At 67.3% G+C, this 25867-nt stretch carries 20 protein-coding genes and 1 pseudogene; 14 read left to right on the top strand and 7 right to left on the bottom strand.

What is annotated here, in order from left to right; genetic code table 11:
• Window positions 1-3: 3 nt before the first annotated feature.
• From AC1D1G_RS07865 to AC1D1G_RS07890, 6 genes are all read right to left on the bottom strand, one after another.
• Window positions 4-1542, bottom strand: coding sequence for an NlpC/P60 family protein (locus AC1D1G_RS07865; RefSeq protein ID WP_477951657.1), 1539 nt, complete (start codon window positions 1540-1542; stop codon window positions 4-6).
• 116 nt (window positions 1543-1658) lie between these two features.
• Window positions 1659-2462 carry a hypothetical protein gene (locus AC1D1G_RS07870; protein ID WP_317570442.1) on the bottom strand — a complete coding sequence of 268 codons (804 nt, stop codon included), beginning with the start codon at window positions 2460-2462 and terminating at the stop codon, window positions 1659-1661.
• Window positions 2459-4615 (bottom strand): hypothetical protein, encoded by a 2157-nt coding sequence (locus tag AC1D1G_RS07875; protein WP_477951639.1) that lies wholly within the window; start codon window positions 4613-4615, stop codon window positions 2459-2461. Before AC1D1G_RS07875 ends, AC1D1G_RS07870 begins: the two co-directional genes overlap by 4 nt.
• A gap of 26 nt (window positions 4616-4641) precedes the next feature.
• Complete coding sequence (locus tag AC1D1G_RS07880; protein WP_477951640.1) at window positions 4642-7752, bottom strand: ATP-binding protein; 3111 nt, start codon at window positions 7750-7752, stop codon at window positions 4642-4644.
• Window positions 7753-7755: 3 nt separating this feature from the next.
• Window positions 7756-8178 (bottom strand): hypothetical protein, encoded by a 423-nt coding sequence (locus tag AC1D1G_RS07885; protein ID WP_143548807.1) that lies wholly within the window; start codon window positions 8176-8178, stop codon window positions 7756-7758.
• Window positions 8179-8330: 152 nt separating this feature from the next.
• Entirely contained in the window at window positions 8331-8618 is a 288-nt protein-coding gene (locus tag AC1D1G_RS07890) for a hypothetical protein (protein ID WP_061045636.1), read from the bottom strand.
• Window positions 8619-9245: 627 nt separating this feature from the next.
• Here AC1D1G_RS07890 and AC1D1G_RS07895 point away from each other — a divergent pair.
• The 11 genes from AC1D1G_RS07895 (at window position 9246) to AC1D1G_RS07945 (ending at window position 22238) form a co-directional block, all read left to right on the top strand.
• Entirely contained in the window at window positions 9246-9914 is a 669-nt protein-coding gene (locus AC1D1G_RS07895; RefSeq protein ID WP_477951641.1) for a hypothetical protein, read from the top strand.
• Complete coding sequence (locus tag AC1D1G_RS07900) at window positions 9911-11656, top strand: FtsK/SpoIIIE domain-containing protein (RefSeq protein WP_477951642.1); 1746 nt, start codon at window positions 9911-9913, stop codon at window positions 11654-11656. The genes AC1D1G_RS07895 and AC1D1G_RS07900 overlap by 4 nt, the downstream gene beginning before the upstream one ends.
• 57 nt (window positions 11657-11713) lie before the next feature.
• Complete coding sequence (locus tag AC1D1G_RS07905; RefSeq protein ID WP_477951643.1) at window positions 11714-12070, top strand: hypothetical protein; 357 nt, start codon at window positions 11714-11716, stop codon at window positions 12068-12070.
• Window positions 12070-13467: a nucleotide-binding protein gene (locus AC1D1G_RS07910; RefSeq protein ID WP_477951644.1), complete on the top strand. Its 1398-nt coding sequence runs from the start codon at window positions 12070-12072 to the stop codon at window positions 13465-13467. Before AC1D1G_RS07905 ends, AC1D1G_RS07910 begins: the two co-directional genes overlap by 1 nt.
• A 111-nt stretch (window positions 13468-13578) precedes the next feature.
• Window positions 13579-14802 carry an insoluble domain protein gene (locus AC1D1G_RS07915; RefSeq protein WP_477951645.1) on the top strand — a complete coding sequence of 408 codons (1224 nt, stop codon included), beginning with the start codon at window positions 13579-13581 and terminating at the stop codon, window positions 14800-14802.
• Between the two features lie 23 nt (window positions 14803-14825).
• Window positions 14826-15536, top strand: coding sequence for a DUF8176 domain-containing protein (locus AC1D1G_RS07920; RefSeq protein WP_477951646.1), 711 nt, complete (start codon window positions 14826-14828; stop codon window positions 15534-15536).
• 410 nt (window positions 15537-15946) lie between these two features.
• Window positions 15947-17161, top strand: a complete 1215-nt coding sequence (locus tag AC1D1G_RS07925; protein WP_477951647.1) for a DUF2637 domain-containing protein — start codon at window positions 15947-15949, stop codon at window positions 17159-17161.
• A 1045-nt stretch (window positions 17162-18206) separates the two neighbouring features.
• Complete coding sequence (locus tag AC1D1G_RS07930) at window positions 18207-20195, top strand: cutinase family protein (RefSeq protein WP_477951648.1); 1989 nt, start codon at window positions 18207-18209, stop codon at window positions 20193-20195.
• A 41-nt stretch (window positions 20196-20236) separates the two neighbouring features.
• Window positions 20237-20524, top strand: a complete 288-nt coding sequence (locus tag AC1D1G_RS07935; RefSeq protein WP_477951649.1) for a hypothetical protein — start codon at window positions 20237-20239, stop codon at window positions 20522-20524.
• Window positions 20525-20529: 5 nt separating this feature from the next.
• Window positions 20530-20871, top strand: a complete 342-nt coding sequence (locus tag AC1D1G_RS07940) for a hypothetical protein (RefSeq protein ID WP_477951650.1) — start codon at window positions 20530-20532, stop codon at window positions 20869-20871.
• A gap of 257 nt (window positions 20872-21128) precedes the next feature.
• The gene (locus tag AC1D1G_RS07945) at window positions 21129-22238 is read left to right on the top strand and encodes an alpha/beta hydrolase family protein (protein ID WP_477951651.1); all 1110 of its coding nucleotides are present in this window, start codon (window positions 21129-21131) and stop codon (window positions 22236-22238) included.
• 603 nt (window positions 22239-22841) lie between these two features.
• On the opposite strand, the gene AC1D1G_RS07950 is transcribed toward AC1D1G_RS07945, so the two are convergent.
• A complete protein-coding gene (locus AC1D1G_RS07950; RefSeq protein WP_477951652.1) occupies window positions 22842-23786 on the bottom strand; it encodes a phospholipase D family protein in 945 nt (314 codons plus the stop codon).
• Window positions 23787-24397: 611 nt separating this feature from the next.
• On the opposite strand from AC1D1G_RS07950, the gene AC1D1G_RS07955 reads away from it, so the two are divergent.
• From AC1D1G_RS07955 to AC1D1G_RS07965, 3 genes and pseudogenes are all read left to right on the top strand, one after another.
• Window positions 24398-24610: a hypothetical protein gene (locus tag AC1D1G_RS07955; protein WP_477951653.1), complete on the top strand. Its 213-nt coding sequence runs from the start codon at window positions 24398-24400 to the stop codon at window positions 24608-24610.
• Window positions 24611-24807: 197 nt separating this feature from the next.
• Window positions 24808-25152, top strand: a complete 345-nt coding sequence (locus AC1D1G_RS07960; RefSeq protein ID WP_477951654.1) for a hypothetical protein — start codon at window positions 24808-24810, stop codon at window positions 25150-25152.
• A pseudogene (locus tag AC1D1G_RS07965) lies at window positions 25149-25867 on the top strand (hypothetical protein); the annotation flags it as partial. The gene AC1D1G_RS07960 and the pseudogene AC1D1G_RS07965, both read left to right, overlap by 4 nt.

The following is a 25867-nucleotide window of genomic DNA, read 5'->3' on the forward strand; positions in this document are numbered from 1 at the left end:
GGGTCACATGCGGCGGGCGCGCATGTCGGCCATGATGGGTGCTTGTTTGACGACGTCGCCTGTGGTGGGTGCGTGGACCATCTGCATGTTCCCGGCGTAGATGCCGACGTGGCCGGGACCTCCGGCCTCCCAGGATCCGAAAACGAGGTCGCCGGGTTTGGCCTGGGAGATGGGGATTTCGGTGCCGACCTTCCATTGTTCTTCGGAGGTGCGGGGGAGGACGGTCTTGCCGCCGGTCGCGCGGGCGTATGCATACTGGGTCAGACCCGAGCAGTCGAACCCGCCCCCGGACGGACCACCCGCGCCGCCACCGCCCCATACGTATGGGGTGCCGAAGTACTGGCTGGCAGCCTCGACGACATTGCTGCCGCCGGCTGTGGGGGAGGGGACGAACTCGCCGCGGCCGCCGGGCTGCTCGAACTCAGGAATGTAGGAGAGGACTTTTTGCACGTAGGGCCGGGTTTCGCTGGAATAGTCACCACCGGAGGGCATCCCACCGGCTTGCTTGATGGCCCCCTCACCTGCGTTGTAGCTGGCGATGTAGAGCGAGAGCGGGTCGCCCTTCACGGAGCCGTCGGCGATCCAGCTGTCGACCGATCGCGCGATCTCGCAGAAGTACCTGCTCTGAGCCATCACGGCGTCTCCGACATCGCCTTGGGAGATCCGGCCGTTGCCGTCGTCGTCGCGGCCGTAGACGGCCCAGGTCCCATCCATGACCTGCGTATAGCCTTTCGCGCCTGCGAGGCTGGTGACAGCGCGGAACCCGCTTTCGGCTTTGGTGTCCGCGGCCAGCAGCGCCGGGCTGATCTGAGGGCACAGCGATCCGCCCTTGCGGAACCATTCTTCGAATGCCGTTGGGACACTGCCGGGCTTGAGATCACCGCCGCCCGCGGTGCCGAAACCCTTGCCGCAGTCGACGGGGGTGGATGCGGCCATGAGATCGATATTCGATCCCGGTGCACTCGCGTCCTGTCCGGATGGTGCAGGGGCGCCGCCGAGTTTGGTCGTCGGGTCGATCGCGGTCCCGCCCTGCAGACGGCCACCGTCCCAGTACTCGAAGTGCAGGTGCGGACCGGTGGATCCGCCAGCGTTGCCGATGTCGGCGATGTGGTCACCGGCCTTGACGGTCTGCCCGGGTGTGACGTGGATGCCGTTGGCGTACATGTGCCCATAGACGGTGGAGACCGCGCGGGCGTCGACGACGGAGTCGATAATCACCCAGTTCTCGAAACCGATACCGTGGCCTTCACCGCTCGAGCCGGCGGCGGCGACGAGGCCATCGAGGGCGGCGTAGATCGGGGTGCCGACCGGGCCGGCGAAGTCGACACCTTTGTGCATCGCCCCCCAGCGGGGTCCGAAACCGGAGGTGAACGTGGTGGTTCCCGGTGCGGTGGGTTGCTGGATCGGCCCGGACGGCGTCAGAGCCGCCGCCGGCCGATCATCGGGTGTGCTGTCTCCGCGCGCGCCCACGGAATCGGAGTGGACGGGCCGACAGGGCTTGGGCAGGTCGATGATCGCCCCGCCAGTGCAGGCGCTTGCCATCCCGATGACGAAGGTGGCCGCCAGGATGGCGCCAGTCACACGCGATCCTGTGCTCTGACCAGGTAAGACGACATGTCCCCTGGAGGGATTTTCCTCGGGAGTGGGGCAGTCGTAGTTCACGCGATCGGCCCCGGCATCGGTGTGTCGAGTTCGGGGATAGGAATCGGGCCGGGAACAGGGGCAGGGATGGGGGTGGGGCTGGTGGCCTGTTGGGCGGGCGGAACCGGCTCCGAAGACGACTGGGCCTCGGGGGCGCGATCCGGAGTCGGTGCTGTGCCGGGCGCAGGCGTGGTGGTGGCCGTTGCCGTGGTGGGCGCTGTGGTGGGAGGAGAGGCTGCGGCCACGTCGTCGAGGTCGAGAGTGGGGAGGGGGGAGTCGACCTGCCAGCCATCGTCGGTGTCGGTGACCGCGACGGCCATGGTCCCGGCGCTGGTATCGATCTCCACGGTCGTTCCGGTGGTGCCGGTGCCTGGCAGCGTGCGGGTCGGCCCGAGAATCGACACCGGTGCGGTGGGCCGGGCCGCCGCGAGGGTGTCGTTGACGCGCTCGGGGCGGGTGACCCGGCTGAGCGCGACCGCCCACTGAGTTGGCGATGCGGTGGTGTCGACGAACGCGTGCGCGTAATACATCGCCGCTGTCGCGGGGCTACGACCGATCGAACTGGCCGACATTGTCGCCACCGCGGTTTCGGTGACTTCTTCGGCTGCCGCAGGCGTCGAGGTCACTGAGGTGTTACTGGTGTCTGCGTCGTGGGCGCGCACGTCGCTTCCGCTGTTCTCTGCCCCGGTGACCGCGGTGACAATCAGGCGGGCGATGTAGAGGACCGCGACCATGATCGCGAGCCCGCTGGCGAGCCGACCGGGACTGCGCAGGACCCAGCTACGGATCGCGGTGGTGATCGGGTTGGCACCTGTTCTCACCAGTTCACTCCCAGGTCCCGATTCGGCCGGTCGAGCACTCCCGTCGACTGAGCCGACGCGGTGTCCTCACTCAATCCCGCCCGGGGCAGATCACTGCTGACGGGCCTCGCCGACGAGGCCGGTGCGGGGCGGGTGATCGACACCCACGGACGCGGCGGCTTTCCGGACGCGTCGGGTTCCTCACTCGGCCGGTAGATGGTGGTCGGTGCGATGACCGCGTCCGGCCCGCCGTCCCACCGGTACGCGTCCTGATGAGGAACGAAGACCTCACTGTCACCGGTATCGAGGGACTCGAAACCATCGGTGAAACCCGTTGCAGGGGTGTGTTTGCGCAGATCCGCGAGCCCGGTGCGCCCGGTGCCGTCGGCCGGGCCGGCGGTGAGGTCGACACCGGGGAGTCGGGTGCCGGACTCGGGCCCCTCCGGGGACGCTTTGCGCAGGTCCGCCAACACTCCGCCCGCGCCGCCGCGTAGGGCGGCCAGCTGTGCTTGGCGGGCCCGGCCGCGGTAGTCGTCGATGCGTGCGGCCGACAGCGCGCGACCTTCCTGCCGGATGATCGGAGGCTTGTTACCGCCGATCATGTCGGACCACTGACGACCGGCCCCGTCGGCGGAGCGGTTAATGCCGCCGCGGGCGAGTTCGAGGCTCTTCTCGGCCAGCCCCATGGCGGGATTGGTGACCATCGAGCTTGCGGTGAGCAGTTTCTGCTTCCAGGAACCGTGCTTGTGCCGGTCCATCGCGCCGCCGATCATGCCGCGATGCGACTGGGTGATGGTTTGCGAGAGCCTCTTGAACGGGCGCAACAACATCCAGAAGACGATGGTGAGGATGACCAGGAACCACAGCCGCCAGGTCCCGTCGACCTCATCATTGCGGTACAGCTTGATCAAGATCAGCAGGTAGACCGACATCAGCACCGCGGCACCGACCGCCCACAGGTAGATCCCGCCGAGGATGCGCCCGACACGGAGCAGGATCGATCCGGAGACGATGGCGAGGGGAACCCACACGGGGGCGGTGATGATCGCCAGCCGGATCGCCAGCAGCGCCGAGAGTTTCAGCACCGAGGAACCGATCCACAAGATGGAGGGCATCGACGTCTTGACCATCGACAGGAACCCGGTCGTGACCCGGCTCGAGTCTTTGCCCTGAAAGGTGTAGAACGAGAGCCCCTTGCTCTCCAACGGCTCGACGACCTCCCGCCGGAACTTCTCGGCCTTGGCCTCGTCGATCTCTTTCTGTGCGGAGTTGTCGGCCTGGATCCGGGCCTGCTCGTCATAGGTGTAAGCGATCGACTCCCGCAGCTTTGGCCACAGATCGTCGAGCGTCTGCTCAGAGGCGTTTGAACCGAAATACCCTCGCTGCACGTCCGGGATGATGATCCGGTCGGTGATCACCAACCGCGGGTCATCGGTCATTGCCGCGGAGTTGAAGATCTCGCCCTGGGTCTTGGTGATCAGCGCGCTGAACGTGTCGTCGGAGATCTGGATCGCCTTCGCCGGGGCACCGACCATCAACCCGCCGATCGCCAGCGCGCCGGCACCGATCGCGAGCTGCTGGAACACCGCCGGGGCATCTGATCGCAGACCGCGGTAGAGGATGATCAGCCCGGCCACCCCCACCCCCAGCCCCAGCCACGGCCCGTAGACGGTCGGCCGCAGCGAGTCTGAGACCGCGAGCACGATCTCGTCGAACTGCGCGATCGCCCCCTGGCGGCCGGTCTCGCGGCCCTCGGCGGGGATGTTGGCCTGCTCGTCGAGCCAGAACGCCGCGGCCGCGAACGATTGTCCGATCGTGAGGAAGGTGTTTCCGACGTCGGTCTTGTTGCGCACCAGCGATACCCCGGTGATGTCCTCGCCGCAGCCGAGGTCGTAGATGTGCCACGTCAGCCCGGCCCAGCCGTGGCCGCCGTACCCGGTGCCGGAGAGCTGGGATTCCGCGGGCTTGTCCACCGACCCGGAGTCGAAGAACGCCGGCGCAGCCGAGTTCGGCGACTGCGGTGCCGGCACGTCCTTGCAGTTGAAGCCTGCGGCGTGGGCGCTGGTCTGCCCGCACAGGGCACTGAGTCCGACCAGCATCATGACCGTGCACAGTTGGGTGATCCGCTGCAGCAGGTGTGCGGGCGAGCTGGTGGTGCGGGCGGTGGCGGGCATCGAGAAGGTCCTTCCCAAAATGGGGGTCAGGCCGCGGTGGCCCGGGAGTTCAGTGCTTGCGCGACGTGGGCGATGTGGGTGAAGTTCGTCCAGTTCGCGCGCACCAGTTCGATGTCGCCGCCGAGGCGGACGACGTAGGTGCGGGCTTCGTCGGCGCCGGTCTTCGCGGCGCGCTGTTTGCGGGCGTTGTTCGCGCGCGGGTCGTAGGTGTCGTTGCGGCCCCCGCCGAGCTGGTTGGCCAGGATCGTCTCGTACCCCTCGCCTTCGTCGAGGCCGAGGAGTTTGAGTGCGTCGGAGATCGCCCGTTCGGAGGAACCGAGTCGGCCGATGATGATCTCGTCGGTCAGCTGTGACTGGTCCTGGTCGTCGGCGCCGTCCGCCAGCCCGAGGAAATCGCTGGCAAGCTGGCTGCATACGAGTGCGCGGGTGCGGAACTTGCGGGTGTCGCGACCGAGCCGGACGTAGAGAGTGCGCCCGGCCCCGGATTGCTTGAGGTACTTGTTCTCGTCCAGGAACAGCAGTTTCGGTAGTGATCTCGGCTTGTCGTAGACCAGCCGGGTCGCTAACCACGCCGCCAGGTGGATCAGCGGACCGGCCAGGCGTTGGCTGTCGGTGGCCGTACTTCCCTCGGCCTTGTCGTCGATTTGCAGGCCGGGCATGGTCAGGATCGTCAGGCGCTCGTCGAGGACCGAGTCGAACAGTTCGGCGGCGGCGTCGTCACCGGCGGTGGCCGACGGGAACAGCACCCGGGCATCGCGCAGCTGCGACATCGTCCGCAGCATCGGCCCGATCCGGCCCGCGGCGGTGCGCAGTCCTTCACCAATGACCGGAGTGCTCGCGGAGCCAGCGGTCTGGCCGTTGGTCATGCCGTCGACGGCCCCGTGGCCATTGGTATAGGCCACACCGGCAGCAATGTGATCGATCGCATCGAGGACCTTGCCCAGATGGTTGGTCGGCTGACCCCCGACCATCGCCGCAGCCATCCGAACCACACTCTTGGCGTCCCGGTCGCTGCGGTCGTCGGCATCGAGCATCGAAATCAGCACCCAGGACGCGAGCTGGACCCGTTCGGCATGGGCGGCACCGCGATCGTCCTCGTAGGCCGCTGCCGCGGCGGCTGCCGGGTCGGATTCGTGCGCGTACTCGGGATGGCCGGGGCGGTAGATCTCGTCGGCCGGGTCCGGTTCGGACACTACCCGGTAGACGTTGAGGACTCCGGGCTTAGCGCCGCGCCCGGTCAGCTCGTAGATACGGGTGAACGGCTTGAGTTCAGGCAAATCGGCGAGCGCGCGCAGCGGCCCGGACGGATCCAAGATCACCCCGTGCGCGCCCAGGCGCAGCGCCTGATAGGTAATCATCCCGGCCCAATGAGTTTTGCCGGCGCCCTGGACGCCGACCAGCGGGGTCAGGCCACCCTTGTCGAAGAAGTCGTGGGCGGCGAACAGGTTCCAGGCGACCGGGCGAACCGAGATCGACGCGGTTTCGCCGAGGATGATGCCTTCCTCGTCACCGATCCGGTCGGCCGCCGCCCCCATCCCCGCCGACATGGCGAGGACGCTCATCCTGCGCTTGTGGGCGGTGTTGGCGAGCTTCTCACCGGGCATGAATTCTTTGAGCAGGTGGTACTGGCCGTTCTCGACTTCGAGTTCGACATCCGGCGCGTACTGCTGCTGCAGCTTCGAGACACGGTCCCGCACCTGCTGAGGGGAGGAACCGGACACGGCGATCCGCCACCACCCCGACCCCCGAGTGGCCAGAGCCCCACCGTTCGACATCTCCGTCCGCAGCCGCCGGGACAACCCGTGCTGCGCAGCCAACTCGTCGGGTGGGGTCTCGTCGTGCTCGACGGTGTAGTGGCGGTACTGCGACTCGATCGCGTTGCGCTGCTTCTGGATCTCGCCGAGGGTTTCTTCCGGGGTGTGCAGGGTGATCCGCTCGGACCACTCCAAGGGCAGCCCAAGCTGGTCACCGAGCAGCTGCCACGGCATCTTCTGCTCGGGGATGGCCAGTGGTGCCATCCGCCCCACCGTCAGCACCGTCACGTACGACCGGTAAGTGCGGCCGGCGATGGTGCCCTCGACGACGGTGTGTCCGGCGCCGGGCGTGTAATGCATTTCCGTCAGGTTGCTCAGCGACAACAGATCGGACAGGCCCCACCCCGACGGTGCGTTCGCGGCCGCCGGTTCGGTGAACGGCATCCCCACCGCGGCCGAGCGGCGCAGCAGATAGTCCACCTGACCGCTGTCGGCAGGCAGGGCTTCGACACCGGGGGAGAGCATCACGCGCTCGATCTCCGCGATGTGTTCGGTCGCCGCGTCCTGCTCGGCGATCAGGACCTGCTCGGACCACTTCGACAACCGCGGCCCCACACCCTTCACCCCGGAGCACATGTCGGCCACCGCGACGATCGCCTGCGCGGTCATCGACCGCCGGGGCAGTTCGATGCCCCAGTAACGGCGCTTGCGGGTAGGGGCCGAGTCCAGCAGCGCGACTTGCTGACCGACGAGGTAGTCGTCCCACGCGAGGGCACCGGGAACGTCGGGGAGGCGGTCCTCGGCGAGCTGCGCGTGTGCGCGGCCCCATTCCTTGACCGGCCAGGGCTCGCGCACAGTGCGCCGATGGATACCGGAGACCCCTTTGCCGCGCAGTTCCGCCAGCACCAACGCTTCGTCACGGATGAACCGCGACTGATCGGCAATCGCCCGCATGCTCCATGTGCCGGGAGATTGCACGAACCACAACGTGGCGGTGTCGTCGGTGATGGTGACGTTGCCCAGCACCGCCCGTAGCCGCCACTTGGACTGCTTCCGCAACCGCGCCCTGCTCCCGCGTTCAGCGGCCACATTGGTCGAGTGCCCCTGCGGGGCTGGTCGGGACTTCTTCCCGCGCCGCCTGCTGCCTTTGCTGTGGGTGGGTTCTGCGGGCACGTCCTCGACATAGTCGGGGTTGGTGACCGGGAAGGGGTCGGTGAGCAGTGCATCACCCAAGCTCGCTTGTGGTGCGGCGGTGTGCGGGTCGGCGGTCTGCAGCCCGGCTTGGCGCGCCGCGCGCAGCCACGACTCGGGCAGCACCAGCGGCAGTGCCCCGGGGGGTGGGACGAGGTCGGCCGGGTCGAACCGGTTACCGGGATAGCTCATGACCTACCTGCTCGTAGTCGAAGAAGTCGTGTGATCGCTGGCGGCGGGGGCGAGGCGAACGCGCGCGATCTGATCGGGGATCGACACCGTCTGCGGCGTGTTCCGGATTTTCTTGTTGCGGCCGGCCGCGGATCGTGGGGAGGTGAGGTCGTTGATCGCGGACCGGGCCAGCGACCGGATGGTGCGTTCGTGACCGAGCCCGTCGACGATCCGTTTCGTCCCGAGATAGGTCAACCCCAGCATCACGGTGACGCTCCAACCGCTCCACGGCACCGACAGCACCCCGATGACGAGGATGTACGACAGCGCCAGCAACACCGCACCGATACCCACTGCCTGCCATTTGACTGGTCTCGGGAACGCCCGTCCTGGAGGACCTAGCCAGTGCTGATCCACCCGGTACAGGTCGTCATCGGTCTCGATCACCGCACGCCCCTCACCGACGCTCTCTGATGGCGCGACCGATCGCGAACACGATGGCGGCGGCGATGACCACGCCGAAGATGATCGTCATGGCAGACATGGGATGAGGTCCTCTCGAAAAGGGTGAGTCCGAATGGGGTTGTGTCCGCTACCGGTCACACGCCGGGGACGATCAGCCGGATGAGTCCGGTGCCGACATTCATCGCCGCGTCGGGGTTCGCCGACAACCCGAACCAGCCCAACGCGATCAGGGACAGGCTGGCGATGGTGATGACGGCAGACCAGGACGAGCGAATCGCCTTCGCCAGAAGCACAATCGCTCCGACGCCGAGGATCGGAGGGACTACCTGCTCGCGGAGGAAATCTCCCACCCCGCTGGTCTCGATCCCCTCCTGTGCCAGGAACGTCAGCTGCGACGCAGCCTCGAAAGACTCATGAAGCATGCTCTCTCCCAAAAGATTCGCGGGCAACACCGAACGGTGACGTCAGAACATTGGCACAGGGCGGCTTCGGCACACGAAGACCCCCGCACGCGCTCGGGCGTGTCGCTGCGGGGTCCACTGAGGAGGGCCGGTTGGCGGTGGGTCCACGAGGTCGGGTCGTATCGCGGCGGGGCACTGAGGTGGGGACCGGTCGCTGCGGGGTCTGCTCAGGGTGGGGGCCGGTCGCTGCGGGGGCGGGTGCTGCCCTCCGGGCACGCTCTCTTCGGACAACCCTCGCGAAGAACGTGATTGGCCCCATCTGGGGCACGTGTCGACGATTGGGGGATCGGTGATGCCTGCGCCCCCACTCCCTTCGGGAGACGCCTCCCCCCTACGGGGGGAGGCGAAGTTGAGAATAGCGCCCCGGACCGGTTTCAGTGAACAGTGGTTCAAACACCACTTGGCAGAGAGGTTTTGGAGATACCGGAGGAGTTCGCCTCACGGCGGCCTGGGACGCACTCGCAGGGGCTGCGGGCGGGGCGACACGCCCGAGCGCGTGCGGGGGTCCTTGGTGAATCCTCCGGCGAGCGGATTCACTGTGTGCGCATCAGCATCACGCAGATGTCTGACCGAGAAAGGGTTTCCGCGATGCCGTCGAATGACCCTGTGGGCGAGTTCTTCCGGGATGTGTTCGGTCCTTCCGGTACCTCGTCGGCCGCCGGCGGACGCAGGCGGTCCGAGCAGTCGGGGGAGGAAGAGGCAGCGCGGTTCACCCCGTGGGTTCTTGCCGCCCTGGCTGTCGCCATCGCCGTGTGGTGGGCGCCGACCCTGCTGGAGTCCGCTCAGGTCACCGAGCTGTGGCCGCGTTCGCCGCTCTGGGCCCACTGGCTCATCGACTTTCGGACCAGGCTCGTCGTCACCGTTGCCCTCGTCGGTGCCGGGGACCTGATTCGGTTTCTGCGGCACCGGCAGCGGCGAATCCTGTCCGCGGTGGTGCGACAGACCACCGGCCACATCCCCGTGCGGATCAGGCTCAGTGTGCGTACCGGGTGGCACAGCACCGCGTGGGCGGCAATTCGCCTGCCGCAGGGAGCGGTTGTCGATGCGAACCGACAGGAGCGTCTGAATTCGGCAGTCAATGCGTTGATCGTCGGATCGCCGCTATGGCACCGCGTGCGCGCCGCGTTACCGACCCTCGCACCCACCCGACCCCTGCGATTTCTGCCGCGGAAGACGAAGGCGCAGATCCACAGCGTCCCGGCGGGCGAACCGGGACCCGACAGCCTGACACCCTCGACGCCGAAGGCGGAGCAATGAGCCGATTCCTCGGACCCACAGTCACCGAGTGGAAGTACGTCACCGGCTTCCGGGCCGACAAGAGCACCATCACGATCACCCGCCGACCGGTGCTCCCGGACACCCGCAGCGCACGTCACCGCATGCTCGCCGAGCTGTTCTCCGACGGCAAGGCCCTGCAGGACGTGACGGTGTCGGTCGACTCCTACCCCTACGACGGAACCGAAGCCTCCTACCGCATCCACTACAAGCCCACGCTGGCCACCGGCATGGAAGCCAACCGGCACAAGCTCACCGAGGCTCTGCTCGCGGCCCTCGGCACCCACGAATCAGGGCAGCTGTGGCGAGTGGACTGGGCCCCGGAGAAGCCCATCATCACCCTCTCGCTCCGAAAGCCGCTCGCGACAATGGTGATGCATTCGCTGAAAATCCCGGCCGCCGACCTTCCTGTTCCACAGCTCGACGAACGTGGAATCGCGCGACGCCAGCAGATGCCCTGGCCGGGAAGCGACCCCAGCGTGCCCGGGCAACGCCTGCATGTCCCGTACGCGTCCTGCGAAACCGATGCCGGCGTCGTCGACGCCTACTGGAACATCTCCGACGATTCGTCGGCACCGCACATGCTGGTCGTCGGACCGACCGGCGGCGGCAAGACGGTTCTGCTGACCACCGTGATCACCGAACTCACACTCCGCGGAGTCCCGGTGATCGGTGTCGACCCCAAACGCATCGAACTGCACCAATTCCTCGGCTACCCAGGGGTCCCCGCGATTGTTTTCGAGCCCTTGCGGGCCGCCGAGTTCATCTACGCGCTGTGGCGCGAAATGCACGCGCGGACCAAGTACATGCAGACCCAGCGCCTGAAGGCGCGCAACATGCCGCTCCTGGTGGCGGTGCTCGACGAGTTCTTCATCCTCTCCGCGGCATGGACACAGCTGGCCAAGTCCGGCACCGACGAGGAGAAGGAAGTCATCAAACGCTGCAACCCACTCGGGCGAATCGGCGAACTCGTCGCATTGGCCCGCTCGGCAGGTATCCGCCTCGCCGTGGGAGTTCAACGCCCCGATGCGCACCTGTTCGGGCGGGATTCCGGCAGTGTCCGCGACAACTTCCAGACCCGAGCAGCGCTTGCACGGTTGAGCAGTGACGGCGCCTACATGATGTGGGGTGAGACCACTGTCGGCCGCGACATCGACGCCAAGATCCGCGGCCGCGCCACGGTCAGTGACCCCTCCGGTGACCCCGCCCTCGCACAGGTGTGGTTCACCCCCACCATCGACGACCACCTCGCCGCCCGCAGCGACCTGTCCGCCGAGGAAGCACACGCCGTCGACAGCCTGCGCCCGACAAGGGATACCCCGGTGTACTGCTTCTCGGCCGAGCTGGCACAGTTCATCGCCGACGAACAGCACCTGATCACCACGATGGCCGATGACGTCCGCGAGCCCGTCGCAGTCTCCGGGTCGTCGGTGAGATCCCTGATCGACCACATCTCCGATGCGATCCCGGCTGGTGCCCTCGAGGAAGGCATGAACATCGTCCTCGGCCTCGACGACGAACCGGACCGCACCGGCACCGTCCTGACCGTCGAGACCATCCGCAAGATCGCCCGCGACAGCGACGGCACGGTCACCGAGGAGGGGCTGGTGCGGGTGGAGGTGTCAGTGGAATCCACCGGCCGCCGGCCCGAGGTCCTGATCCTCGAATACAGCGGACTCGACACCGTCTTCCTCGCCGCGGTCGACCTCGCTGCCGCCGCCTGACCCCTGATGTCCCGGCTCTATCCACTCCACCACTGAAAACACGAGAGAGAGGCCACGATGGCAGTCCGGCAGATCGAACGAGCAGTAATCCTCGAACCCGAGGACATCGAGGCCATGCACCGCCCATTCGTCAACAAGGGCAACTCCGACCCCGTCGTTCGCGCGTACCGAGAAGCGCTGCGGGCCTCCACACCCGGGTGGCTCTCCGCCCTGGACACCGAAAGCAAGACCGTCTCCCGCAGCCGTCTCGACGAGCTCCTCACCGCGATCGGTCATCGGCGCGACCTGGTCGGGGCGCTCCCCGACGGCGAGGTCAAGACCGAGGCACTCGATCAGCTCACCAGCCTCGACGAGCTGATCACCGAAATGCTCGCCCAGCTCGACGGCACCACCTCGGGCGCCGGGAATCTGTGATGTCCGCCCCGCAGATGACCGTCGACATCGACGACGGAGGACGCCACGCCACGGCGTATGTGCCGTCGCAGGCCGCGACGCTCGACCTGCGAGGCGACACCGAGCAAGACCTGATGACCGCCGTGTTCGCGCAGGCCCACGCCGAAGCACGAAGCAGCGGCCAGACGATCACCGTCGCGGTCAGCGGCGGCGACGACACCGCGCCGATGCGGCTCGAGGTCGACCCCGACCAGACCATCCGCCCCGCCCAGGAGCAGGCACCGCCGCAGGAATCCGTGTCGCGCACCGGGGAACGGCCCCAGCGCCGCCCAGCGGGCGGCACTCCCGTCGTCCGGATCCAGGACGAGGGCAGTGAGCCCACGGTTCCCGTGCGGCGGCCGGCGACCGATCCGACACCCGCGCGGACAGCCTTATCCGCCGAGCGCGAAGGCGGACACGACCGCACACCCCCCGCCCGGCCGCGGCGGCCGGTATCGGGACTGGCCGCCCCCGAGATCGCTCCCGGGACCGGTGAACCTGCCCGCCTGGGGGTGCGAGGTCGACTCAACGCCATGCTCGGGTTGAGTCTCGCCCCGAAAGCACAGTCACCGGAGATGCGGCTGCGGGCCGCCGAGTCGGTGATCACCCGGGCGCTGCCCGATTTCTCGGTGATCACCGTCGCCAACCCGAAAGGCGGAGTCGGCAAGACACCGTTCGCCGTGGCTCTCACCCAGACCTTGGCGAACCTGCGCGGCGGCAGCACCGTGGTGTGCGCGGATCTCGGTGAGGTCGGCGGCAGTCTCGCCAACCGGGTCGCCGTCCGCCCGTCACCGGGCAACGACATCCCCGCCCTACTGGCATCACATCCCAACCCTGATGTCGCCATACGACCCTCGGCGCTCTCGCAGCACCTGACCCGTCAACCGTCGGGTGAGGACATCATCGCGGGACGCCGCGGCGACGCGACGTCCGTTCTGAACGAAGACCATGCGGCGCATCTGGCCGCGATCGTGGCCCAGCACCGCGACATCCTCGTCGCCGACACCGGCAACAACCCCCTCGCGGGAACCTGGAAGTGGGCAGTGGCGACAGCGGACGTCGTCGTCGTCCCCGTTCCCTTGCGCTGGGACGCCGCCGACGCCGCAGAAGAAATGATTACGGAATTGGCGTCGACCACCACCGATGTTCTCCAGCGCACGATCGTTGTCATCACCGCCGGCCCCGGGGACGCCCCGATGGTCGAACAGGACACCGTCGAAGCCCTCCGGGACCTGGGAGTACCGCTCGTGGCGCGCATGCCGTTCGAGCCGCTGTTCGCCTCCGGAGAACGCCTTGCGCTCTCCCGGCTCCAACCCCACACCCGAGCAGCGCTGACCCGACTAGCCGAAGAAGTCGTCAAGACAATCACCGGCCCCTGACTCTCAGCCATCACCCACCGACCGAACAGATCTCACGCCACCCTCGACGGGCACATCCACCTTCAATTCGCATCTGACCACCCCTTCTGGCCACCTCACGAAAGGCACACAATGAGCAACGCCACCGGCAGCAACCGCGCCGCCCGCCGCGCCCGAGGCCCGCACCGCCGACAGAGCGCCACACAGGCCGCCACCGCGCTGGCAGTCATCACCGCCGCCCTGGCCTCCGGAATCGCCCTGTGCCCGCCCGCGTTCGCCGACCCGATCCAGGACGGCGTCACCGGCGACAGCACCCAGGAAGGTGTCACCGGCGCGGACACCCCCAGCGCAACCACCGCCCCCACACCAGCACCCGAGACCGCCTCCGTGCCCGAAACCCCCACGGAACCGGTGTACTGGGTCGAGCCGCCCGCCGAGTACCAGAACATCGAGTACCAGCCGCTCCCGAACTACGACTACGAAACCAATGCCTATGTCGAGCCGGAGAACTACTCGATCGAGCCGGTGCAGCTCGACCAGCTGCACCTGCCCACGCCGGTGGAACCGACCGCCCCGTTCATCGCCCCACGCGACACCCTGCGCATCGGCGAAATCCATCTCAAACAGCCGAACTGGATCAGCGACGGCGACCGGGACCGCACCAACAACACCCTCTCCGTGGTCCAGGCCGGGGTTTCGACAGGTTGGCGCTCGATCGGTGTGGAAACGTCTCGGGCCGACCGAATCGCCGCCGCACAGGTCGGTGCCGGTGCCGCCGGGGCAGCGCTCGGCGCAGTCACCGCAGGCGGGGCGGCAGCCACCGCGGGCGCACTGGTCGGTGGCACCATCGGAGGCCTCACCGGAATGACCGCAGGCAACGTCTTCCTTCCCGGACTCGGGTGGGTACCCGCCGGGATCGTCGGCACCGCCGCGGGTGCCGGCCTCGGTGCCGCGGTGGGTATCCCCGTCGCTGCGGCCGGAGCGGTCGTCGGCGGCGCGGCCGCCGTCGCAGCGGTGACCCCGATCGCTGCCGGCGACAAGGGAGAACCGCGCGAGATCGAGGTCCCGGACATCGACTCCGAAGCCGTGACCGCCCAGACCGAGACCGTGCTCACCGACTGGGAGAACTCCGGCCCCATGGGGCAGGCGGCCGCCGACGCCGTACAGGACACGGTCGAAGCTGCGCCCGCGATCGACCAGCAGGCCCGCGATTTCGTCGCTGCCCAGCCCGGCGGCGAGCAGATCATCGAGCAGGTCGACACCACCCTGAACACGTTCTTCACCGACGCCACGCCCGGCCTGGCCGGAAAACTGTTGTCGGGCGCCATCGGCGGCGGCATTCCGGCCGCGAACTGACACCACGAAGGCGGGTGAACACCATGAAGAAACCGACCCTCGGCCGATCGACGCCGCGGCATCCCGCCGTGATCGACCTTCTCGGCACCACACCCACCGCCGACCACCCGCCGGGCGCCCGCACCACGGCGCGCGGTGACCCGGCCACACCACCGCCCCCACCCCGGTCGCCTCTACCGTCCCCCCACGGCGGCCGCGGGGCGGGAAAGAGAACGGTGGCCGCCGTCGCAGCGGTCGCCGTCGCCGTGGCCGCCGGGGTAGCCGTCAGCCAGCTGCGCAGCGGAGACAGTGAAACCGCGTCTACCGCGGCCACAATCAGCGCCACCGCAGAGGCTGAGGAGAACGGGCTGCCCATCCTCAACCTGCCCGAACCCGAACAGGTCGAACAGACATCCGCGTCGGACGGGGAGTGCCGGGCCGACCGCGGTGACCAGAAGAGCGGGGCGGGCGTGATCGCAGCGTTCAATTTTGCGTACTACAGCTTGCGCAACGGTGAAGCCGCCCGAGCACTCGCAACACCGAGCTCATCAGTGCTCCCTGGACCGGAACTGCAGAAGGTCATCGACGCGGTCCCGATCGGCACCAACTATTGCCTCCGCACCGTCGAGCTGTCCGACGGGGTCTACCTGGTCGATCTGTCCGTGATGCAGCCCGCCCAGCCAGTCAAACGCGGCACCCAGACCGTCACCACCCACAAGATCGACGGGCGCTGGTACGTCGATGTCTTCACCTGAGTCCCTAGCTCCGAGGCGGAGTGCTAACGGACCCGAGCGAACGAGGACGTATTCCGTGCAGACCACGCGCATCATCAGCACAGCCGCAATTGCGCCGTGGGCGCGGGAGTTCCGCACACGATGTGCTCGGCGCAGCGCTGACGAGCGGCGGGCCACCGTGCGCCAGAACGTCGTCGCCCCGCCTCCGACGCACCCGACCTCGGACGGGCCGTTGCTGGTAAATGGGCCAGCACTGCCAGCTGCGATAACACGCATTGCCGCGTGTGAAGTGGTGCCCCGGTGGACAGTGCAACACCGCAAACACCCTCCGCAACACCGCAACGACCGTCCGCAATGCCACACAGGAAACCCCACCGGCAGCAACCAGTGGGGAGCCGTCGAGTGGGACCCCGTGGAAGGAGACCCCGACCATGACCGACCTCAATATCCGAGCAGCACGAATGCAACTGCACGCCCTGATAGCGGCCCTCATCGTTGCGATCGCCATTGCGATCGGCATCACCACAGGCGCCTTTGTACTGTCCTTCGCCGTGCAACGTGACCTGGCGTTGCAGGCGGGCATCCCGCAATACCTCACCTGGATCTTCCCGGCCATCGTCGACGGCGCAATCCTCGGCGCAACGATCGCGGTCGTTGCATTGAGTAAAATCGGCGGCAGCGCAACGGGAAAACGGTTCTTCCTCGGGCTCGCCGTAGTCGTGGTCTTCATCAGCGTCTTCGGCAACGCCTACCACGCACACCGCTCCGGGCAAGCCGCCGCGACCACCATTGCAGCCGGCATCGACCTCGGTTACGCCCCGCTGTCGCCGACCGGCGCCTCGCTCATTGCAATCATTCCGCCGTTGCTGGTGTTGGCCTTCACCCACGGTGTCGGCATCCTCATCAAGGCCATCGGCACCGCCCACACCGAGTGCACCGCGGTCGTGCGTGACGCCCGACACCGTAAACAGCAGCGGTCCGACGAGGACACCGCGACCGACTACCGAATGCCGGCCCCAGGGCCGGTGTCGTCGGTCGATCGCAACGCCGGACGCATTGCGCCGTCCGTCGACCCGACCGTTGCACCCATCGTCTTCGCCGCGTCGGCATCCGATTCATCCGTTCTCGACGACCGTACGGAGACCACCGCTCCGGAACCGGAGGGTCGTCTTGCTGTTGCGGACGCCCCACAACCGACCACTGCGAAGCCTGGTGAACTCACCGATGTTAGAGCCCACGCCAAGGAACACGAGGAGCACCTTGCACGCAATGCAACGGACAGTGGCAATGCCCACGCGCCAGAAATCGGCAATCCGCCGAAGGGTTCGCAGGAGCGGTTCGTAATGCCGGATAAGGCCCAGACCATCGACAACCTCCTCGCCTTCATCGATACCTGCGCCGATTTCGAACCGGTAGTCAAGGAGACGGCCCGGCTGCGGATAACTGAGCAGCGCAGCTACGCCGAGATCGCCACGCTCACCAAAGCCAAGGCCGCGAGCACGGCAATGCGCCGCTTCGACAAGGTCGCGCAACGCGCCGTGAAGGCCGGTTTCCGGAGGCCTCCGTTGCCCGAGCATGAGGACATTGCCGAGGAACGCAATGCGGCAACGCTTGACCACCAGTACACCTTGGTGGGGTCACGGTGATGACGTGCCTCTGGTAAGTGCGGTGAGGACCAGTTCCTGCGCTGCAGCCTGAGTGCGAGAAGGCCGATCAATAGGTGACAGAGGAATTCCGTCGGCACCGGTGAACAGCGATCCGCATCACGTCCAGGAACTTTTGCCTAACGTATGCCGTTGTTGCAGACCGGTCGGCTGAGGTCGTACGAAAGGCCCGAGAGTGCAACGCAACGTCGGTGACGAGGCCGACGCCGCAATGCCTGATCTCGTTGCCGACGGGCACCGGCGTTGCGGTGCGGCGCAGGCAACGTCTCAGCGTGTGGGAGGCCGTTGCCGGCGGGGGAGGAGGTCAGCTTGCACGCAAGCCCCTGTCTGACCGCATGTTTCGCCGGAGGGTGCAACAGGGCAGCAGCTTGCATGCCGACGTTGCCGAGTGGACGCAACGCCGCGCTGCATACGGCCCGTCAGGGTGGTGTCGATGCCGTCGCCGCGCGGATCGGCCGCTTCCCGCTCAACTGTTAGCGGGCTCGCGAAAACCCAGCATCTGCACGGGCCGGCCAGCCAGAAACTCGACCAGGCCCGCGTAGGAGTCCTCGAAGCGGACAGCCCTTCGGCCGGACGGTAGCGGGGAGAAGGCCGCGGGCAGAGTCAAAGGTGATGTGGCCGTGCACAACGGTCCGAGGTCAGGCATGACTACCGCGTTCCAGTTCGCGAACTCCGACACAATGTTCAGGACGAGGGCCGACGAACTTGGCAGCCTCCTAACGACACCAGTGCCCATGTCGTTGCGGTGCCGGGGGCCGCACACCACCACCTCGACTACCCCGCAATGGCTTCGACCGAGCACAGCGGTAGATCAGCCGATCTCTGGGCCGGCGTCGACCACGACGGCCGGGCGCCTGAGGTTTCGTCGACTTCCACTTGTTGGATGTGGGCGCCCAACCGCCGTACGTCAGAACGTCGGCGCTCCACCGACACGCCCGGCCGCGTGCGGGGGTCGTTGCTGGTAGACGGACTGCGACCGAGACTGACAGCCGGAAGGCACAGGCTGCAGCGCGATAGGAGTCCGCACATGGCATGGTTAGCGAGACGTGGGCTCGCGGCGGTCACCACCACCACTATGCTGTGCGGGGCTGCGCTGCTCACCGGGCCAGTGATCGCCCATGCCAACCCTGCGAACTGTGCGTCGACATTCAACTTGTTTATCCCCGGCACGTGGGAGACCAACGAGAACGCCGACCCGGCCCAGCCGGTGGGCATGCTGGCCCCGGTCGCGGCGGCAATCGAGGCACAGAACGGTGCCCGCGCGCAGATATACACGCTGCCGTACATGGCGCGCGCATTCGACAACGGCCACACCTACGCCGACAGCAAGACCGACGCGGTCAGCAAGGCCACCGCCGTGTTGACGTCCTACGCCGACAAATGCCGGGGCGCGAAGATCACGATCACCGGATACTCCCAGGGTGCTGACGCTGCAGGCGATCTCGCGTCGGCGATCGGAAACGATCAGGGTCCGGTCGATGCGGACCAGGTCCTCGGTGTGGCGCTGATCGCCGATCCCGGTGCCGGTACGAAGGGCGCCGCACCGGTCGGGCCGACGACGTCGGGGGAGGGGATCGCCGGTCCCCGGTCGGAGGGCATGGGCAAGCTGTCGGGGCGGGTCGCCTCGATCTGCGATCCGAACGACCTGTACTGCTCGATCCGCAAGGGCGCCAACCCGTTCCTCGGATCGCTCGGGTCGATCCTGTCGAAGACCCCCGGCAACACCGGTGCCGGCGCGGGTGGTGGTAACGCGGCGGTCGCGACCGCGCTGACCTCGGATTTCACCGACGCCGACCTGCCCGGTCTCGGACCGAGTGTCGACGCGCTCGGAAGGCAACTGCGCGGCACCGACACCGGCGGCTCGATCGATGTGAACCAGATCGCCGACACTGCGACCTCGCTGTCCAAGACGCTCAGCCCACTGGTCGACCTGCTGCAGTCCGGGGCCGCGAACACCGCCGCCACCGCGCGGCTGGCCGCAGCCCCAGTGGGCACACCGGAAAACGCGGCCGCACAAGTCCTCACCGCAGCCAGCCACGCGGACCTGGCCGGTGCACTCGACTCGGTGGCCACGATCGCGAACACCGCAGCCAAACTCTCTAATAACGGCGACACCACACTGCCGGCCACCGCTGCCGAAATCTCTCAACTCGCGGGCACCGCCGCATCACTTGGTAGCCAAATCGCACCCGTCGCCGCCACGCCGGCAGATGCCCTCTCCTCCGCGTCGAGCGTGCTGTCGGTCCTCAAACCGAAGGTCGTCGTCGACCAGGCCCTGAACGTCGTCACCGGCGTCACTGCCCTCGATATACCAGCGATCCTGCACAACCTGATCGTGCTCCCGCAGAGGATCGCCGCCGGCGATGTCCGCGCCGCCCGCGATGCCGCCCGAGAGCTGAACGTGCAGTTCGAGCCGCTGGTGAAGATGGTCGCCGGTGTCGACTTGAAGTGGGTCTCCCAGATCCTCGCGATCATCCCGGACCCGTCCGGATACACCCAGATCGCGGCGCTGGTCACCAGCATCCTCGGCAACGTCGACGTGATCAAGCTGGCCACCATCGCCGGTCAAGCCCAGGAAATTGCGTGGGCCGCCGCGGACAAGCTCTTTCCCCCGCCCGGGGTATTACCCGACCCGGTCGGTGCTGCCGCGCAGACGGCAGCGTTGCTCCCACTCGGCCTCGACCTCGCCTCGGTGGCCGCGAACATGCTCACCGGCAAAGCCAGCAAGACCGACCCCGCGCTGCTCGGCAAACAGGCCAATCCCATGGGGAACGCGATCACCACGCAGGCGCAGACCCTCGACCTCGCAGGACTCGCCGGGTCGGTGTCGACGATGGCGCAGTCGCAGGGGGCCGAGGATCTCGCCGCGGTAGTCGGCGAGGGCCTGAACGCGGCCAGCTTCTTCGCCTCCGGTGCACACCAGAGCTACCAGAACCTCGTCGTCGACAACGCCGGCCGCAACGCCATCCAGTGGGTCTCGGATTGGCTGAACCTGCAGATCACCCGCGCCGTCTGACGATCCGACCGCGTCCGAAGTCGAATAGGAGCACCGGAAAATTGGCCGCTCGAGTACACCGCCCCACCTCCTGCTGGGTGACCTGCCCGCACTGCGACAAACGCACCTACTTCACACGCAAGGATGCCCGCGCCGCCCGAACCCATCACGAAAAGCGACAGGGCCTGTCGATCTACCCCTGCCCACACCAAGACCAGGACAGTGACGGCTTCCACGTCGGGCTCCGGCCAGAAGGACTGGGCCGCGGCGCCATCGACCGCGACACGCTCGCCAACAATCAGCGGACGGCACTCTCCGAAGGCCGGTTCGCAGCCGGGGGTGCACGGTGACACTGATGAACGCCAAGGGATCACCCACCACCCCGATCCCACTCGCCCCCGGTGGCCGGATCCGCTTCGGCATCGAACCCCGCCGCCCCTACACCGTACGCGCAATCTCGGAGCATTTCGTCCTCTGCACCCGCCAACGCGACTTCGCCACCACAGGTGACTTCGTCTACACGGTCATCGACTGGCGGAACGGAATCCGCGGCCCGGTCAACGTGATCGGGCAGAGCTGCGACGTGAGCACCGATGAGCGGTGCTGTGACCTCCTTCACGACCTCGAAGCCGGCCGGTGGGGAATCAGCCACCGCAACCGCGTCCAACTCGACATTCTCGACCGGGGCGAGTCATGAGTGACCACACACCTTCGAGCAGCTTTCTCGCGGTGCTGCGTCGAGACTGGATGGCATGAGGAGTGGAGACAATCCAGCACTCGTCGTCTCATCGTGTGCCGGACTGGTGGGTGTGGACATCTGATCGATCGGTACGATCCGCATCGTGTTCGTCGGGGAACGGGCACGGAGTTCATCGGAGGGGATCGTCGATGTCAATGTTCGCGGGCTCGCCAAGAGGCACACGTCTGAGGCAACGGTCCGTACTGGCTGTCGCCGTGTGCATAGGCGGGATAGTTCTCACTGCCGCACCCGCCGCCGCCCTGCCTGACGACATGCACCCGGCGGGCGCGTTGCTCGCCGAGCAGCCTGTCACCGCTGCGGTTCTCCCAGTCGGTGCCGCGGATACCAGCGCTGTCATCCGCTATTCCACCTTGCGTATCGCGACCGAAGCCGGTGAGTCCACCGGATCGGTGTTCCTGCCGCAGGGCGCACCACCTGCCGGTGGATGGCCCGTCGTGTCCTACGCGCATGGCAATGTCGGAATCGACGACGAGTGTGCACCGTCGGTCACCGGATCCAGTGACGTCGAACGGGAATTCATCGAACAGTGGCTCGCCGCCGGATATGCGGTCGCGGCCACCGACTACGCCGGGATCGGCACCGACGGAGTCAACGCGTACACCGACGGACCCGCAGCCGGCGCCAACGCCGTTGACATCGTCCGCGCCGCCCACCAACTCTACGGCGACCAACTCGGCGACCGGTGGATCGTCACCGGCCTGTCGCAAGGCGGTCACGCCAGCTACTTCGCCGCCCACCAGGCCACCACCCGCACACCCGAACTAGACTTCCGCGGCGCAATCGTCGTCGCCGCCCCCACCCACCTCGACCAGCTCTTCCCGCTGGCCGGACCGAACTTCCCTTCCGTGCCGGTCGCCGGGATCGCCCACTACGTGCTCTACACCCTCGCCGGACTCGACGACGGCCGCCCGGAACTCGACATCCGCCAACATCTGACCCCCACTGGAATCGGGCTGATGGAAAAGGCCAAGGGAACCTGCAGCAACGACCTGAACGAATATCTGCGCACCCACCCGGTCACCGTCGCGGAGCTGTTCACCACCCCACTCGACTCCCCGCATCTACGCGGTGTGCTCGACCAGATGCAGCATGTCCCCACCAGCGGATTCGACCGACCTATCCGGGTCGTGCACAGCCTCACCGACACAAAGGTTCCAATCCCGCTGACCTGGGCACAACTCGCCGAAATGCGTTCCGGCGGTGTCTACGTCGAGTATCAGCAGCTTTCCGGAACGGACCATGCCCACACCCTCACCGCCTCGATGCCCGAATCGCTGGACTTCGCTGCCCGCGTACTGCACTGAGCGCACCCGCCGCCACGCGAGCGCGGGGTCTGGTTACGGGGGCCATGCCGACAGCACGAGAAGGGAATGAGATGACCTACGCCGATATCACCGGGGTCCCATGCCGATAGGTACCTGTTCGGGATAATCGTCCTGGCGGCTGTCCTCGCTGTCCTCACGGCCGCGGGGGTGCACCGCAGCCCGTCGGGGCACCGCCCCGCGACCCCGCATCGCGATCGGATGCGGGGCGCCCGCGATCGTCGCAGCCGGGTCCGCAACGTTGACAACTCCGCTCGGCGTGCCGTGGGCTGCGACCGTCGGCGTTGCAGTGGGTCTGGTGCTGCTGTGCAACATTGTTCTCGGTGTTGTCACCAGGTCCGCCGCCCAGCGAGGGGCGAGCGAGGAGCGGTGATCGGTAGTCCGCACCGATGAGCGGGAAGTGTCTGGAGCTGACATGTCGAATGAGTTTGTTGAGCCACGTGCTGCTGCTCTGCGAGACCTCCGACGGCGCGGTTCCGACGGTAGGGCAGCCCCGCCTGCCAGTGGTCGCGGCAAACCAACGCGAGCTCTGGGTGGATCCACCAAGGCAGCTGACTCTCACACTGCCAGAGGCTCGCTGAGGGATCACAGGTCCCACAACCCCAACAACGCGGACCTAAGGCCAGGGGAGCGGACGTAGTGGTCGGTCCGCAGCCGTGACCCGGGGTGCCCGAGATCGGTCAGCGCCTTCTCGGCGCCTGGGAGGGGGAGCGGTGACAGGTCGGTGCGCAGGCGCAGGAAGTACAGAACCGCTCCACCGGACCGTGGGATCTTCATGGGGTCGGACACCACGACCGCCGGCGCGTAAATCCACTCGTCATCGGCGGAGACGAAGATGATCACGTCGCCCCGCTTCACCCCGCTGGGCTTGTCGAGGCGAAGCGATTCGAGCTGGTACTTCGCCGCCGGGCCGCCGCGGCTGTGATGGCGGCCCCGCTGCTCGTCGAGGACCTGTTGTTCGGTGCGGGTGGGTTCGTAGTCGACGGCGTGTTTGACGAACATCCGGGTCACAGGCGTCGGCAGGAAATCGGTCTCGGTGCGAACCCTGCCGGTGACCCCGGGCAGTGGGACCGCGCGGCCGATCTCCCACTCCAGGATCGCGTCGTCGAGGAACACCTGATCGACCTCGGTGATCTCGTCCAGGTTGTCGATGAACTTCCGCACGGAGGCGATGATCTCGGGGTCGTCGGTGATGACCACCGCATCATCGGCCAGGGTGGAGTTTTCCGACGCGTTCGCCGACCCGATCACCGCCCGGGTGTTGGTGACGATCACCTTGGCATGCAGGGTGGGCGAGGACAGCACCCGCACCCCCCTGTTCAGGTAGTGCGCGAGGGCGGCGGGGGAGGTGGCGTGCGCCCGGATAGCGGCCTTGGAGGCGTTGACGACCAGGACGTCCCCGGCGCGCAGCGGGAGCAGCTCGGGTGCGTCCTGTCCGAGGTAGCCGATCGCGGCGTACCGGGCGCCTCGGGTGCGGATGGAGCGGGTGATGTGCGGCCACGGACTCGGCCCGTGGAAGGTGGTCCCCATACCGACAGACGGTAACCGGCTCGCCTTGCGTGTGGTGCCGGTCCCTGGCAACGCTAAAAGAAGCTAAAGGGGGAGGCGCCGTCGGTCCGGCGCTTCCCGGCGAGGTCGACGGTGGCGCGGGGGCGGGTTGACCGCGGTCGCCTGGGGTGCAGCGATCCGGTCGATTCTCGGTTGCGGACAACGTGTCGGCGTCGGCCCCGACCGGCGGCCCGGCGCTCGTACGCTATGGGCACCACGAGACGAGACCGGCGGGAGAAGGATGATGAGTTACGAAGCGATCTACGACGGGGTCCGTTACCCGCTCGCCGATGCGGCCGCCGCCCACGGCCTCGAGGACGACATCCGGGGCATCTTCGCAGACAACGGCAATGGTGGATTCGTCGGTTTCGTCAGCCAGAACTCGACGGTGCGCCTGCTGATCACGCCGGCGACTCCGGTCGCGATTCGGGCAGTGACGAGCCGAACCCGAGTGTCGTCCACCGCTGGTGACCCCGCCTCCAGATGTCTCCGTCGGCGCGACGGTGTGTCCGCCCTATGGACGAGGGGTTGTCAGCGAGACTTTCGGCAACGATGCACCGTCAGCAAAGGAGGTAGGGTGCCCAGCCTCATTTTTGGGTGGTGTCACCTACGGCGTCAGCCAGACCCGGTTCGAGGCCACTCGGGAGTTGCTCGCACGATTCGCCGAGGGACACACCGTGGGTGTGGCGATGTCGCTCACCCATGACGGCGCCCGGCACCACCTGTTCATCACCCCCCGGGGCGCCGATCACGCTGGTGGAACGACGACTCCGCGGTGGTCGCATCATGATGGTTTCCTGCGCTGACGTGCCCGGGCGGTGTCTCCGGCGACGTCGCCACCAGCGTCCGTCGATGCCCTCGGCGGGAGGTAACACCCCGTCACAGTCTGGGCGCAACTCTGCGCGCAAACATGCCAACGAAAATACCGGCATGAAGGTACGTGATGGGTAGGGTGATGTCCGCGCACTAATACGGGCGGCACACCGAACACGAGTGGGTGGGGATGGCGAAGGTAGGAACTTCCGAGGGCGGCGCCCGCCGCCGCCCGACCGGGGCGCGACGAGGCGCCGCGGGCTCGGGGAAACGCGCGTCCGGTGCGGGAGAGGTCGGTGGTGCGGGAACGCCGAGTGCGGAATTGACGGCGAAGCTGGAACCGCGGAAGGGCCCGGCGAAGGTTCCGCTCAATACCCGGGTCCTGGCCTCGACGGAGGCCCGGTTGAACTGGCTGGTGAACGATCGCCAATCCACGGTGACCAACGTCGTGGACGTGGCCCTGCAGGAGTTCTTCGACCGCTACCGCGTCCCGCCGGCAGATCATGACGGCCGGATCACCGAGCAGGAGTCATGAGCAGTCCGTGGGAACAGATACCCCTGTTCGCACTGCCCGAGACAACCCTGACGACATCTCCCTCTTCCACCGATGACGTTATCCCTGACGATGACGTTATCCCTGACGATGACGTTCTTCCCGACGGCGACGTTCTTCCCGACGGCGACGTTCTCCCCGACGGCGACGTTCTCCCCGTCGACGACGCTGTCTCCGTCGATGCTGCTGTCTTCGTCGAAGCCGATCAGGCGGGCTCGCGGCCAGCCGTTGCCGGACACCGTGAATCGTCCGAGCAGTGCGACGTCGCCGAAGCCGACGATGCCCCGACGTCGCCGTCTCCCGAGGTGGACAACGAAGCGGTGGACGGCGACGAGGCTGGCAGCGACACGACAACACCACCCGCACCGGTGTGGGAGTCGCTGCCGGTGGGTGTTGAGGCGGATGAGCATGCTCTGATCGTGACCGCCGCGGGGACGTATACGCCGTCTGGGCGGGAGTTGACCGGTCCGGTCGATTCGGTCGAGAAACTCGACAAACTGGTTCGCTGGGCTTCCTTGAAGCCGTTGGGCGCGCCACCTCAGGTGTGGATCGTCGGCCAGGGCGCGTGCGAGGCGTTGGGGTGGGTGATCGACCCGGGCAACGAAGAGGACTTCGACGACATGGAGGCACTGCGCACCCGCGCCGCGTCCGAGCTGACCGCGGTCCTGCAGGCCGCCCTCACCCCGATGCTCAGCGC

The sequence above is a fragment of the Rhodococcus sp. P3_B8 genome (assembly GCF_056402775.1).